General features: G+C 67.2%; 12 protein-coding genes. All 12 read left to right on the top strand.

The annotated features are described in order from the left end of the window. Positions 1-90: 90 nt before the first annotated feature. The 12 genes from H9L41_RS02565 (at position 91) to H9L41_RS02515 (ending at position 13,759) form a co-directional block, all read left to right on the top strand. Positions 91-822 carry a glucosamine kinase nucleotide-binding domain-containing protein gene (locus H9L41_RS02565; RefSeq protein WP_308419575.1) on the top strand — a complete coding sequence of 244 codons (732 nt, stop codon included), beginning with the start codon at positions 91-93 and terminating at the stop codon, positions 820-822. Continuing rightward, complete coding sequence (locus H9L41_RS02560; RefSeq protein WP_028446035.1) at positions 815-1,561, top strand: GntR family transcriptional regulator; 747 nt, start codon at positions 815-817, stop codon at positions 1,559-1,561. The genes H9L41_RS02565 and H9L41_RS02560 overlap by 8 nt, the downstream gene beginning before the upstream one ends. Before the next feature lie 49 nt (positions 1,562-1,610). After that, a complete protein-coding gene (gene nagA, locus H9L41_RS02555; RefSeq protein WP_028446036.1) occupies positions 1,611-2,723 on the top strand; it encodes an N-acetylglucosamine-6-phosphate deacetylase in 1,113 nt (370 codons plus the stop codon). A gap of 14 nt (positions 2,724-2,737) precedes the next feature. Then, positions 2,738-3,745 (top strand): SIS domain-containing protein, encoded by a 1,008-nt coding sequence (locus H9L41_RS02550; RefSeq protein ID WP_187523862.1) that lies wholly within the window; start codon positions 2,738-2,740, stop codon positions 3,743-3,745. A gap of 119 nt (positions 3,746-3,864) precedes the next feature. After that, complete coding sequence (locus H9L41_RS02545) at positions 3,865-5,127, top strand: extracellular solute-binding protein (RefSeq protein WP_028446038.1); 1,263 nt, start codon at positions 3,865-3,867, stop codon at positions 5,125-5,127. Between the two features lie 185 nt (positions 5,128-5,312). Continuing rightward, positions 5,313-6,182, top strand: a complete 870-nt coding sequence (locus H9L41_RS02540; RefSeq protein ID WP_028446039.1) for a carbohydrate ABC transporter permease — start codon at positions 5,313-5,315, stop codon at positions 6,180-6,182. 17 nt (positions 6,183-6,199) lie between these two features. After that, positions 6,200-7,099 (top strand): carbohydrate ABC transporter permease, encoded by a 900-nt coding sequence (locus H9L41_RS02535; RefSeq protein ID WP_245589198.1) that lies wholly within the window; start codon positions 6,200-6,202, stop codon positions 7,097-7,099. Positions 7,100-7,106: 7 nt separating this feature from the next. Beyond that, positions 7,107-8,603, top strand: a complete 1,497-nt coding sequence (gene nagZ / locus H9L41_RS02530; protein WP_028446041.1) for a beta-N-acetylhexosaminidase — start codon at positions 7,107-7,109, stop codon at positions 8,601-8,603. 161 nt (positions 8,604-8,764) lie between these two features. Beyond that, on the top strand, positions 8,765-8,911 hold the full coding sequence (locus tag H9L41_RS26400; protein WP_308419574.1) for a hypothetical protein: 147 nt from the start codon (positions 8,765-8,767) through the stop codon (positions 8,909-8,911). Then, the gene (locus H9L41_RS02525; protein WP_308419573.1) at positions 8,908-9,873 is read left to right on the top strand and encodes an ABC transporter ATP-binding protein; all 966 of its coding nucleotides are present in this window, start codon (positions 8,908-8,910) and stop codon (positions 9,871-9,873) included. Before H9L41_RS26400 ends, H9L41_RS02525 begins: the two co-directional genes overlap by 4 nt. An 84-nt stretch (positions 9,874-9,957) precedes the next feature. Further along, entirely contained in the window at positions 9,958-10,665 is a 708-nt protein-coding gene (locus H9L41_RS02520) for a DUF6445 family protein (protein WP_211236866.1), read from the top strand. A 433-nt stretch (positions 10,666-11,098) separates the two neighbouring features. After that, positions 11,099-13,759: a TonB-dependent receptor gene (locus H9L41_RS02515; RefSeq protein ID WP_034606796.1), complete on the top strand. Its 2,661-nt coding sequence runs from the start codon at positions 11,099-11,101 to the stop codon at positions 13,757-13,759. The last annotated feature ends 19 nt before the right edge of the window (positions 13,760-13,778 follow it).

The following is a 13,778-nucleotide window of genomic DNA, read 5'->3' as shown; positions in this document are numbered from 1 at the left end:
GACCCGGGTGGTCGTGGCCGACCGCAGCGGCCAACCGCTGGCACGCGCCAGCGGCGGCCCCTCCGGCCTCGGGCTCGGCATCGCGCCGGCATGGCAGGCGATCCAGACCGCGCTCTCGTCCGCCTTCGCCGAAATCGGCCCCTTCGCCCCGGCGCGCTGCGCCATCGGCCTCGGCCTCGCCGGCGTGCACAACGCCGGCTGGGCACGCAATTTTCTCGACGCGGCCCCGGTTTCGCCCGGATCGCACTCGACACCGACGGCTTCACCACCCTGCTCGGCGCCCATGCCGGCCAGCACGGCGCGATCGTCGCGGTCGGCACCGGCAGCATCGGCGAAGCCTGGTTCGGCGGCAGCGACAAGCGCACCGTCTCGGGCTGGGGCTTCCCCAGCGGCGACGAAGGCAGCGGCGCCTGGATCGGCCTCAGGGCAGCCCAGCTGGCGCAGAAGGCGCTCGACGGCCGCGTCGCCCGCAGCAAGCTGGCCGAGGCGGTGATCGCCCACCTCGGCGGCGACATCGACGCCGCCTTCGCCTGGTTCGGCCAGGCCACTCAGACCACTTACGCACAACTCACGCCACTGGTAATACGCCACGCACCCGACGATGCTGCCGCTGATACCATTCTGACCCAAGCAGGCCTGGAGATCGCGGCGATCGCCGATGCGCTCGATCCAGTCCACCGCCTGCCTCTCGCGCTGTGCGGCGGCCTGGCGGAAGCGCTCCGTCCGTGGCTGCCCGCAGCGTTGCTCAACCGCGCGCGCCAGCCACAGGGCGATTCGGCCGATGGCGCGCTGCACCTGATTCGGGGTCGTCTACATGGATAAGGCACGCGAAGCCGCGCTGCTCGCGCTGAAACCCGACGCGGAGAGCAGCACACCGCTCTACCTGCAGGTCGCCAACAAGCTTTCCAACGCCATCGCGACCGGCTTGTGGCAGGCCGACGAGGCGCTGCCGAGCGAACGCGTGCTGTGCGAGATGCTCGACATCTCGCGCGTCACCGCCCGCAAGGCGATGGACATCCTGTTCGAACAGGGCCTGATCGTGCGCCGCCAGGGCTCGGGCACCTATATCGCGCCGCGCCTGGTGCAACCGCTGTCGCGCCTGACCAGCTTCTCCGAGGAGATCCGCAGCCGCGGCTTCGCGCCGGCCTCGCGCTGGCTCAGCCGCGAGATCGGCATCGCCAGCCAGGAGGAAGTGCTGCGCCTGGGCCTGTCGCCGGCGTCGACCGTGGCGCGGCTCAAGCGCCTGCGCATGGCCGACGACACGGTGATGGCGGTCGAGACCTCGACCCTGCCCAGCCGCTACCTGGCCGATCCCGGCGCGGTCGGCGATTCGCTCTACAGCTACCTCGACAACCACAGCTCGCCGGTCACCCGCGCGCTGCAGCACATCAAGGCGGTCAACGCCAGCGACGAGATCGCCCAGCTGGCCGGCATCCCGCCGGGCACGGCGATGCTGATGATCACCCGCATCGGCTATCTCGACAGCGGGCTGCCGGTCGAGCTGACCTACTCGTACTGCCGCAACGACTACTACGACTTCGTCGCCGAACTGCGCCGCTGAGTCGCCCCAAGCACCGATCACGAATAGCCGCGAAACAACAGCACAAGCAATGCGTACCCTGACAGGCAACATCCTCACGCCGGAAGGCTGGCAGCACGGCTCGATGCAGTTCGATGCCCGCGTCGCCGCGATCACCGGCAACCCGCGCGATCCGGTCGGCAACGCCGACGACATCGTGCTGCCCGGCTTCATCGACCTGCATGTGCACGGCGGCGGCGGCCGCGACGTGATGGAAGGCGGCGACGCGCTCGACACCATCGCCCGTACCCATGCCCGCCACGGCACCACCAGCCTGCTCGCCACCACCATGACCGCGCCCAAGCGCGAGATCGAGACCGCGTTGCAGGGCGTGCAGCGCGCGATCGCCGAGCGCGCCTCCGGCGGTTCGCGGGTGCTCGGCGCCCACCTCGAAGGCCCCTACATCAATCCGGGCAAACTCGGCGCCCAGCCGAACTTCGCCCGCGACGGAGTGCTGAACGAGATCACCGGCTTCGATGCGCTGGCGCCGCTCAAGGTGCTGACGCTGGCACCCGAGGTGCAGGGCCATATGGAACTGATCAGCGAGCTGGTCGGTCGCGGCATCCGCATCCAGCTCGGCCATACGCTGGGCAGCTACGAGGACGGCGTCGAAGCGATGCGCCACGGCGCGGTCAGCTTCACCCACCTGTTCAACGCGATGACCGGCCTGCACCACCGCGAACCCGGCATCGTCGGCGCCGCGCTGGCCCACGCCGAGTACGCCGAACTGATCCCCGACCTGCTGCACGTGCATCCGGGCGCCATCAAGGCCGCGCTGCGGGCGATCCCCAAGCTCTACTGCGTGACCGATTCGACCGCCGCGGCCGGCATGCCCGACGGCAACTACAAGCTCGGCCGCCACACGGTGACCAAGTGCCTCGGCGGCGTGCGCCTGCCCGACGGCACGCTGGCCGGCTCGACGCTGACGCTCGACGTGGCGCTGCGCAATCTGGTCAGCCTCGGCCTCGACCTCGACGATGCCGCCCGGCGGCTGTCGACCTTCCAGGCCGAGATGCTCGGACTCACCGACCGTGGCCTGCTCAAGGTCGGCGCCTACGCCGACATCGTGGTGTTCGACCGCAATCTGCAACTCAAGGCCGTCTTCGTCGAAGGCGAGCCGGTCAATCTGAATACGGAGCAATAAGTGAGCACTTGCATGTGGAAGGAGATGCGCGAAGGCCCGAGGCCGTCGCCCGTCAGGCCGAACGCCAGGACGCCCGTTTCGCCGAACTCGGCGCGCTGCTGCGCCACACCGATCCGCACGCGCTGGTCACCGTGGCCCGCGGCAGCTCGGACCACGCCTCGGCCTACCTCGCCTACCTGACCATGCTCAAGCTCGGCCGCCTGTCGGTGTCGCTGCCGATGTCGCTGGTGACCATGTACGACGCGCCGCTCGACGTGGCCGGCACGGTGGCGGTGGCCATCTCGCAGTCGGGCCGCAGCCCGGACGTGGTCGAGCCGATCAAGCGCTTCCGCCAGGGCCGTGCCCAGACGGTCGCCCTGGTCAACGACGCCGCCTCGCCGCTGGCCGAGGCCGCCGAATGGACGCTGCCGCTCGAAGCCGGCCCCGAATATGCGGTGGCCGCCACCAAGAGCTATATCGCCAGCCTGTCGGCCGGCGCCCGCCTGGTCGCCCACTGGGCCGAGGATGCCGCGCTGATCGACGGTCTCAAGGCGCTGCCCGAGTCGCTGCGCGCAGCCCAGGAAAGCGACTGGTCGGCCGCGGTCGAGGTGCTCAAGGACGCCGACCGCATCATGGTGGTCGGCCGCAGCCTGACCCTGCCGGTGGCGCTCGAAGCCGCGCTCAAGTGCAAGGAAACCGCCGCGATCCAGGCCGAGGCCTTCTCCGGCGCCGAGATCAAGCACGGCCCGATGGCGCTGATCGACGAGGGCTACCCGCTGCTGATCTTCGCCCCGCGCGGCCCGGCCCAGGCCGGCCTGGTCAAGCTGGCCGAGGAAATGCGCGGCCGCGGCGCCAAGGTGCTGCTGGCCGCCCCGGCCGACGTCGCCTCGCGCGAGCTGACCCTGCCGCTCGGCCCGACGCCCGAACTGGACCCGATCGCCGCCGTCTCGGCGTTCTACCCGATGGTCGAAGCGCTGGCCCGCGCCCGCGGCTTCGATCCCGATCAACCGCGCCATCTGAACAAGGTGACGATGACGCGCTGAGCGTCGCCGCACGCCGAGAGCTTGCAGTGCTCGCCTACGTGCGCATCAGACGCGCGGGGCGATCCAGGACCGGGACCGGTGCCCGGGTGGATGCAGTGAATAGAAACGAGGATCACGACATGCAACTCAAACGTATCGCCCACGCTGCCCTGCTGCTGGCCGGCCTCGCCCTGTCGGGCCAGGCTCTGGCCGAAAAGCAGCGGCTCGAATTCTGGACGCAGAGCCTGGCGCCCAAGTTCGACCCCTACTTCAAGAACCTGGTGGCCAAGTACAACGCCGCCAACCCCAACGTCGAAGTGGTCTGGGTCGATTACCCGTGGGACGTGATCCGCACCAAGTTCACCGCCGCCATCGCCTCGGGCAAGCCGCCGGCGCTGGCCAACATGGACGTGCCCTGGGCCTATGAGTACAAGCAGTCGGGCCTGATCCTGCCGCTGGACAACCTGATCGACAAGAACCAGTACGTCGCCGGCGCGGTCAAGGACGTCACCTTCGACGGCAAGCTCTACGCCATCCCGTTCTACAACGGCGCCAACGTGATCGCCTACAACACCGAGCTGTTCAAGAAGGCCGGTCTCGATCCCAAGCTGCCGCCGAAGTCGTTCGACATGCAGCTCTCCTACGCCAAGACCATCAAGGCCAGGACCGGCGTGGCGGGCTTCGCGCCGACGCTGGGCCCGACCAAGATCGAGGGCCTGCTGATCCAGGAAGGCCTCGACGTGATGAAGGACGGCCGCGCGGTGTTCAACTCGCCCGAGCACGTCGCCTTCGTCCGCAAGCTGGCCGACGCCTACAAGGCCGGCGCGCTGCTGAAGGACAACCTGTTCGCGCAGGACAACTTCCAGGTCTCGATGGCGGCCTACAACAGCGGCCGGATGGCCATGCTGGTGACGGTGCCGGCGGCGCTGACCCGGGTGCGCGACGATGCGCCCAACATCTACAAGGTCACCGACGCGGCCGGCGCGCCGCTGGGCAAGTCCGGCATCGCCTCGGGCGGCTGGCAGTTCACCTTCGTGGTGCCGCGCAACGTCGACCCCAAGCTGGTGCCCGAAGTCGCCAAGCTCGGCAGCTACCTGACCAACGCCGAGAACCAGCTCGCCTTCTCCAAGTTCGCCGGCACCTTGCCGACCTCGAAGCGCGCGGCGATGGACGCCCACTTCCAGACCCTGCCCGCCAACGCCGGCGCGGTCGAGAAGGGCCTGGTCGCGGCAGCCAAGAACCTCGACGTCACCCGCACCATCTTCCTGGCCGGGGTGAAGGACGCCGAGCTGCTGTCGACCAAGCTTTCGGCGGCGATCGAACAGGCCGTCACCGGCCGCAAGGACGCCAAGGTCGCGCTCGACGAAGCCGCGGCGTTCTGGAACCAGAAGCTCGGCAAGTAAGCCGACCCAGCCTCAGACCCGACGCAAGCAGTGCGCTCGCTCCACCACGGTGGAGCGGCGTTGGGGATGTGCATGCCTGCGAAGCGTGCCCATCCCCAACGCGAGCCGTCCCGGCAACCCCGGGCGAACCGTGTACGAGGCCATCCCGCCGGATGGCGCAGACAGACGCAACGAGAGAGAAGACCGTGGCCCAGTCACGTAAAGCCACCCTGACCGCCTACCTGTTCCTGGCACCGGCCATCGCGCTGCTGCTGGTGTTCTCGTTCTGGCCGGTCGGCTTCGGCTCCTACATCGCCTTCACCCAGTACAACCTGATCGAGGCGCCGCAGTGGGTCGGGCTCGACAACTTCCGCGAGCTGTTCGGCGACGAACTGTTCCTGATCTCGCTGAAGAACTCGGCGCTCTACCTGATCGTGGTGCCGGCGATCCAGGTGCTGGCCATCCTGCTGGCGGTGCTGGTCAACAACCAGCTGCCCGGCATCAAGTTCTTCCGCGCCGCCTACTACCTGCCGGTGGTCACCACCGTGTCGGTGGTCGGGATCATCTGGAACTTCATGTACAACGAGGACGGCGCGCTCAACGCCATCCTGCGCTGGCTGCACATGATCGACGACCCGGTCGGCTTCCTCACCGACGACCGCATCGCGCTGTTCGCCGTGATGTTCGTCACCATCTGGCGCGGCCTGGGCTGGTACATGGTGCTCTACCTCGCCGGCCTGCAAGCCATCTCGCAGGACGTCTACGAGGCCGCCACGCTCGACGGCGCCAACGCCTGGCAGAAGTTCTGGCGCATCACCGTGCCGCTGCTGCTGCCCACCATCCTGCTGTGCTCGGTGATGTCGGTGCTGGCCGCGGTCAAGGCCTTCGAGGAAGTCCAGATCATGACCCAGGGCGGACCGTTCCAGTCGACCTACACCGCGCTGTACTACGCCTACGAATTCGGCATCAAGTCGCTCAACTTCGGCCGCGCGCTGGCCGCCAGCCTGGTCATGTCCGGCGTCTGCGTGGTGCTGGCCTGGCTCAACTTCCGCTACCTGCAACCCAAGAACCCGTGAGCCACGCGCAGAACATCATGAGCGAAGCCCAGACCATGTCGGCGACCACCGCCCCCACCCTGCAGACGACCGTTCCGGCCGGCACGCGGCTTGCCGCCCGCCTGCGCCGGGTCGCCCGCCACCTGCCCCACTACCTGCTGCTGTCGGTGCTGGCCGTGCTCACCGTCTACCCGTTCTGGTGGACGCTGGTCACCGCGCTGTCGACCACTGGCGATGTCTACAGCTTCCCGCCGCCGCTGCTGCCGAGCGATCCTGGGCTGGAGAACTTCATCGAAGTGTTCCGCACCATCAACCTGCTGGCCTTCTTCAAGAACTCGATCCTGATCTCGGCCGCCACCGTGGCCGGCACGCTGGTCATCTGCAGCCTGGCGGCCTACCCGCTGGCACGCATGCAGTTCCCGGGCCGCAAGTGGGTGTTCGGCGCCATCATCGCCACCATGATCCTGCCGGCCGAGATCAACTTCCTGGTCAACTTCATCACCGTCTCGCGCCTGCAGCTGGCCGATACCGTCACCGGCGTGGTGCTGCCCAACCTGGCCGGCGCGATCGGCATCTTCCTGATGAAGCAGGCCTTCGAAGCGGTGCCGGGCGACCTGATCGACGCCGCCCGCGTCGACGGCGCCAACGAATGGACCATCTTCTGGAAGATCATGCTGCCGCTGGCCAAGCCCGCGCTCGGCGCGCTCGCCATCCTCACCATGGTGACCGCCTGGAACCAGTACATCTGGCCGTCGGTGGTGATGACCAGCCCCGACAACTTCCCGCTCGCCGTCGGCGTGAAATACCTGTCCGGCGCCTTCAGCTTCAAGACCCGCGTGGTGGCCGCCGGCGCCGTGCTGACCATCCTTCCGATCCTGATCGTCTTCCTGTTCACGCAGCGCTTCTTCCTGCGTGGCTTCGACGGCGCTGTGAAGTAGACCGACCATGACCCACGATCTCCATACCCTTGCCGGCCGCGCCCTGATGGTCGACGTTCCCGGCGACGAACTGACCGCCGAGGATGCCGAGTTCCTGCGCAGCAACGGCTTCCGCGCCATCTGCCTGTTCCGCCGCAACGTCTCGAGCGCCGAGAAGACCCGCAAGCTGGTCGACGACCTCAAGGCCGCCATCGGCGACGACGCCCTGATCGGCATCGACCAGGAAGGCGGCGCGGTGATGCGCACGCTGTTCATGCCGGCCGCCCCGAGCGCCATGGCCCTCGGCGCCGCCGGCGACGAGACGCTGGCCTACCGGGTCGGCGCCGCCATCGCCCGCGGCCTGGCCTCGCTCGGCATCAACTGGAACTACGCGCCGGTGCTCGACCTGAACAACAACCCGCGCAACCCGGTGATCGCCGAGCGCTCGTTCGGCGCCGATCCGGCCAAGGCCGCGCGGCTGGCCGGTGCCTGGATGGCCGGCCATCTGAGCGAAGGCGTCGCCACCTGCGTCAAGCACTTCCCCGGCCACGGCGACACCCATACCGATTCGCACCTCGACCTGCCGGTGGTCGACAAGTCGCGCGCCGCGATCGAGCAGTACGAACTGTCGCCGTTCCACGCGCTGATCAAGCAGACCCCGGGGCTGATGAGCGCCCACATCGTGTTCCCGGCCTTCGACGCCGAGCTGCCGGCCACGCTGTCGCCGGCGATCCTGCAGACGCTGCTGCACGACGAGTGGGGCTACGAGGGCGTCACCATCACCGACGGCATGAACATGAAAGCCATCCGCGAGCGCTGGGGCCAGGCCGAAGGCACTGCGATGGCGATCGGCGCCGGCGCCGACCTGTCGCTGGTGCTGCAGTTCGCCGACGAGATGGTCGCCTCGCGCCAGGCGCTGATCGACGCCGTCGGCAGCGGCCGCATCGCGCAAGCGCGGCTGGCCGAGGCCGATGCGCGCGTCACCGCGATGGCGCAGCGCTACCCGGCCGTGCGCCGCGACTACGGCGCGGAACAGGAAGCCGACGACCGCGCGCTGTTCGCCCACGCCTGGGCCCGCGCACTGACCCTGGTCGGCGAAGCCCGCCGGCCGGTGCTGGGCAGCAAGGTGCGGCTGATCGTGCAGGCCGACGCGCCGTCCGACGGCGTGTCCGAGCCCGGCCTGCCGGCCCGCGTGCTGATCGAGCGGCTCAAGCCCCTGTACGAACTCGACGTGATCGCCTACCCGCAGCGCAGCGACATCGACTGGCGCGACGCCGCGCGCGACGACGCCTTCGTGATCGTGGCCTCCAATACCCGCGAACGCTACGACGCGCGCGAGCGCGACAGCTGGCGGCCGGACCTGCACCTGGCGCTGTGGAACCCTTACGCTGCGGCCGACCTGCCGTGCCCGGCGCTGGTGACCTACGGCTTCGCCGACCCCGCGCTCGACGCGGTGGTGGCCTGGCTCAAGGGTGAACTGGAAGCGACCGGCAGCCTGCCGGCACCACTGGAGAACGACGACTAGGGCGAGAGACGACCACGGGCGCAAGCCCTCTCCGACCGAATGAACGAACCGAACCCGCCTTCGCTGTTGAAGGCGGGCAGGGATGGTGTTTGCCCGGAATTCCGGAAGACGCCCTCCGGCACTCCCCAGGACGGGGAGGTTTCAACCAAGGATGCCCGGCCATGGCCGAACTGAAACTGAACCAGCTGCAGAAAACCTACGACGACGGCACCGCCGTCATCCACGGCATCGACCTCGCGGTGCGCGACGGCGAATTCATGGTCTTCGTCGGCCCTCGGGCTGCGGCAAGTCGACCACCCTGCGCATGATCGCCGGGCTGGAAGAGATCAGCGGCGGCGAGATCCGCATCGGCAGCGACGTCGTCAACGACGTGCCGCCGGCCAAGCGCGGCGTGGCCATGGTGTTCCAGAGCTATGCACTGTACCCGCACATGTCGGTGCGCGAGAACATGGCCTTCGGCCTCAAGCTGGCCAAGAAGCCGCGCGCCGAGATCGACGCCGCGGTCGACCGCGCCGCCGAGATCCTGCAGATCACCCACCTGCTCGACCGCAAGCCCAAGGCCCTGTCGGGCGGCCAGCGCCAGCGCGTCGCCATCGGCCGCGCCATTGTACGCAAACCGGCGGTGTTCCTGTTCGACGAGCCGCTGTCCAACCTCGACGCCGCGCTGCGCGTGCAGATGCGGATCGAGCTGGCCCGGCTGCACCAGGAGCTCGGCACCACGATGATCTACGTCACCCACGACCAGGTCGAGGCGATGACGCTGGGCGATCGCATCGCGGTGTTCAACGGCGGCCGCATCGAGCAGGTCGGCACGCCGCTCGAGCTGTACGAGCAACCGGCCAACCAGTTCGTGGCCGGCTTCCTCGGCTCGCCCAAGATGAACTTCCTGCCCGCCCAGCTGGCCGGCCACCACGCCGGCGGCAGCGACATCCTGCTGGCAGGCCAGACCCGCCTGACGCTGCCGGGCCAGCTTTCGCTGCCGGCCGGCGACAAGATCACCCTTGGCCTGCGGCCCGAGCACATCGGCTGGAGCAAGGAAGCCAGCAACAACGCGATCCCGGCCAGCGTCGACCTGATCGAGCACCTCGGCGGCGAGCAGATCGTCTACGCCCGCGCCGAAGGCGGCGACCACCAGGTGGCCTTCACCCTGGCCGGCCAGGCCGCCACGCCGCACCGCGGCGACCGCGTCTGGCTGCAACCGCGCTTCGAGACCTGCCACCTGTTCGCCGCCGATGGCCGGGCGCTGCCCAGCCGGGCCAGCGCGAGCTGAACGGCCGGGAAACTCGACGCCGACCCGATTCGATCAATTGCCGGATTTGAAACGCACGCATACGCACCTTTAGACAGAACCGACATGACCTCCGCTTATTCGCTTCGTCAACCCGCCGCAATCCAGGCGATCACCATGGGTGATCACCAGGTGCTGCTGATCGACGATTTCCTGCAAGAGCCCGATGCGCTGGTGGACTTCGCTGTCCGAAGCTCATTCAGCCGCTATCCGGGCTACGCGGAGCGGAAAGGTTATCCCGGCATTCGCGCGGTCGCGCCGGACGATTACTCCTACAACATCACGATGTTTCTCGAGCCGGTGATCAAGCAGTATTTCGGCGCGCCGGTCGAGCTCGACATCCGCAAGAGCGTATGCGCGATTTCGCTCACCACCATGCAGCCGGACGAACTCGGCCCGCTGCAGCGGACGCCGCATTTCGACGCCAGTACGCCGCACCATATGGCCGCCCTGCTTTATCTGTGCAACGAGGAACATGGCGGCACGGCCTTTTACCGCCATAACTCGACCGGCCTGCAGCAGATCACCGCGGACACGCGCGAGCATTATCTCGACGTGTATTACGAGGAAATCAACGCCCGCCGTCCGCAACGCCGCTATTACGACGAATCCGACGAGCAATTCACCCGCCTGGGAATGATCCCGGCCAAATACAACCGCCTGGTGCTGTATCGCGGCAGCCTGCTGCATACCGCCATCGTCAATCCCGCGCGCAGCGTCGAAACCGATCCGCGCGCCGGTCGGCTGACCGTCAATACCTTTTATGACTTCTGAGCCGGCCATGCACAAGAACACAGATTCGAATTTCCAAATGCTGCACACAAATGGAATGAGAGGGGAGGTTTGGGGTGCGCATGCGAGTGAGCGTGGCAATGCAATTCCCGAGGGCGAAATCGCCGGCGGGGTTCTGTTCGCCGTACGCATGGCACAGCGGGCCGCCAGCCGTGGGGGCAGTCGGATTGTGCGCACTCGAATCCATGGTGCGCCGGGAGGCAAAGGCAGCCAAAGAGCCATGACGTCATTCGGCCGAAAGCCGGCCCTATTTCGGACAGGTCGATATCCGGCCCGATCCGTCGATGTTTCCGCACGTGTTCAACGCAAGCGGTCCGGCCGAAAGGCCAATCCAGGGACTCGAACCGCTGCGTAAATGTTTTACCTGTCCCATAAACCTCGCTTATAGAACGCTACATCAACGCTGGAGACGACAATGAGAAAGCAAGTACAGGGCCAGATTCAGCCCACCACCTTGGCCGCCGCCGTGGCACTGGCCTTCCTGGGCGCAGGTTCGCTGCCCGTGTTCGCAGCGGATGCGCCGCCTGCTCCGACCTCGGAACAGCCCGCCGAAATCATCCAGGTGAAGGGCATCCGCAGCGCACTGCAGAACTCGGTGCGTCTCAAGCAGAACTCCACCGCGATCGTCGACGCGGTGTCGGCCGAAGACATCGGCAAGATGCCCGACAACGACGTCGGCGAATCGCTCGGCCGTATTCCGGGCGTGTCGGTGGGCCGTGCCTTCGGCCAGGGTTCCTCGGTCTCGGTGCGCGGTTCCGATCCGCAGATGACCTACACCACGCTGAACGGCCAGACCGTCGCCTCGACCGGCTGGTACGACCAGATGAACGTCGACCGTTCGTTCAACTACTCCCTGCTGCCGTCGGAAATGATCGGCGGCATGGAAGTGTACAAGTCGCCCCAGGCCGACCTGACCGAAGGCGGCATCGGCGGCACGGTCATCGTCAAGACCCGCAAGCCGCTGTCGGCCGACAAGACCAGCCTCTTCGGCAGCGTCAGCTACGGCGACGGCAGCATCAGCGACAGCAGCCTCGACGTCTCCGGCCTCTACAACTTCAAGAACGCAGCCCGGACCTTCGGCTTCCTGGTCGCCGCCTCGCAGTCCGAAGGCGACTACATCCGCCGCGGCGTCGAAGCCGACAGCCGCTGGTCGGGCGACGTCGCGCCGACCACCTTCGTGCAGGAACGCAAGCGCAAGGCCTACAACATCGCGCTGCAGGCCCGTCCGAACTCGAGCTGGGATCTCGGCGTGCAGTTCCTCGGCCTGGACCTCGAGGCCAACAACTCGAACTCCAGCCACTACATCTTCCACGACGCCAACTGCACGCAGCGCAATACGGCGGTGAAGTCGGACTTCAACCCGAACGGCATCTGCCTGCGCAGCTCGACCACCGCGAGCAACCCGCTGGCCAACGAGTTCATGCAGGTCTGGGCTCGCGGCGCGTCGATGTCGTCGGACAGCCTGACGTTCGACGCCCACTACAAGGGCGACGTGGTCAAGGTCGACTTCGTGGCCGGTACGACCAAGGCCGACGGCGGTACCGACATCACCACCAACTACTCCTACGGCTCGTGGGGCGCAGGCAACAACCTGCCGAAGTGGCAAGGCACGATCGACGCCACCGGCAAGCAGATCGTGATCAGCCCGTCGTCGAACCAGACGATCACCGTCGGCAATCTGGCCCCGAACAGCTCGCCGGAAACCTGGGCCACCTCCCGCGGCCCGAACGAAGACGAAGAGAAGTACGGCCAGGCCGACGTGACGCTGAACCTTGACTGGGGTGCGATCAACTCGTTCAAGACCGGCGTGCGCAAGGCCGACCACACCTTCACCAAGCGTGCCTATCGCCCGATCTGGAGCACGGCGATCGCCCCGGTTTCGACCGGCAGCCTGTTCGACGGCCAAGTCGACGTCGCCAGCTGGTCGATCCCGCGTCCGAACATCGACGCGATGCTGTCCAACACCAGCAAGAACATTACCGGCTGGATCGAGGATCGTTCGGCCTACGGCGAGCTCAACGAAGACAACACCGCGCTGTACGGCATGTTCACCTTCGAAGCCGAGAACGTCCGCGGCAACTTCGGCCTGCGCTACATCGCGACCAAGGCGACCAGCACCACCTACGCCTTCGACGGCACGCCGCTGGCCGCCGGCGACTACTCGGGCAACGCCAACTGGGGCCGCGGCACGGCTTCGACCAAGGCCAGCTACAACGACGTGCTGCCGAGCGTGAACGTCGCCTTCGACCTGAAGAAGAACCTGGTCCTGCGCGCGTCCGCCTCGCAAGCGATCACCCGCCCGAACTTCGCCAACATGTTCGGCGTGACCGTTGCGGGCTACAACGACGACCGCGTCGGCAACGAAACCTGGACCACCGGCAACATCAACCTGAAGCCGATGAAGTCGAGCCAGGCCGATCTGGGCATCGAGTACTACTACGGCAAGGGCAACCTGGCGTCGGCGACCTTCTTCACCAAGGAGATCAGCAACTTCGTCACGACCCAGACCCTGGCCAACCAGAAGGTCGGCCTGGTCGATCCGCGCTCGGGCGTCGACAACTGGACGGTGCAGACCTATGCCAACGCGGGCGGCGGCACCATCCGCGGTATCGAGCTGCAGGTCAACCATTCGTTCGACAATGGCTTCGGCGTGCTGGCCAACTACACGCTCACCGAAGGCAACGCTCCGGCCGACAGCTACAACGACAAGCTCGGCGTGTTCACCCAGGCTTCGAAGCACAACACCAACCTGGTCGGCTTCTGGGAAAACGATCGCTACTCCGCCCGCCTGGCCTACAACTGGCGTTCGAAGTACATGATCCGTGAAGGCGCCTTCTGGTACGGCGACCGCATGCACGATGCCTACGGCACCCTGGATGCAAGCTTCGGCTGGAACATCAACGACAACCTGCGTCTGTCGTTCGAAATCGCCAACCTGCTGGAAGAAGACGACGTGCAGTACGGCGCCGCCGAAGCCAGCAACCCGGCCATCAAGGACCCGCTCAAGGCGGGCTACCCGGCCTGGTCGTTCGAAGGCGAACGGACCTTCAAGCTCGGTCTCAGCGCCAAGTTCTAAGCTGGACACGGCCCTCGTC

The organism is Chitinimonas koreensis (assembly GCF_014353015.1).
In the GTDB taxonomy this organism is placed as follows: domain Bacteria; phylum Pseudomonadota; class Gammaproteobacteria; order Burkholderiales; family Chitinimonadaceae; genus Chitinimonas; species Chitinimonas koreensis.
This window is presented reverse-complemented; position numbering and strand designations above follow the sequence as displayed.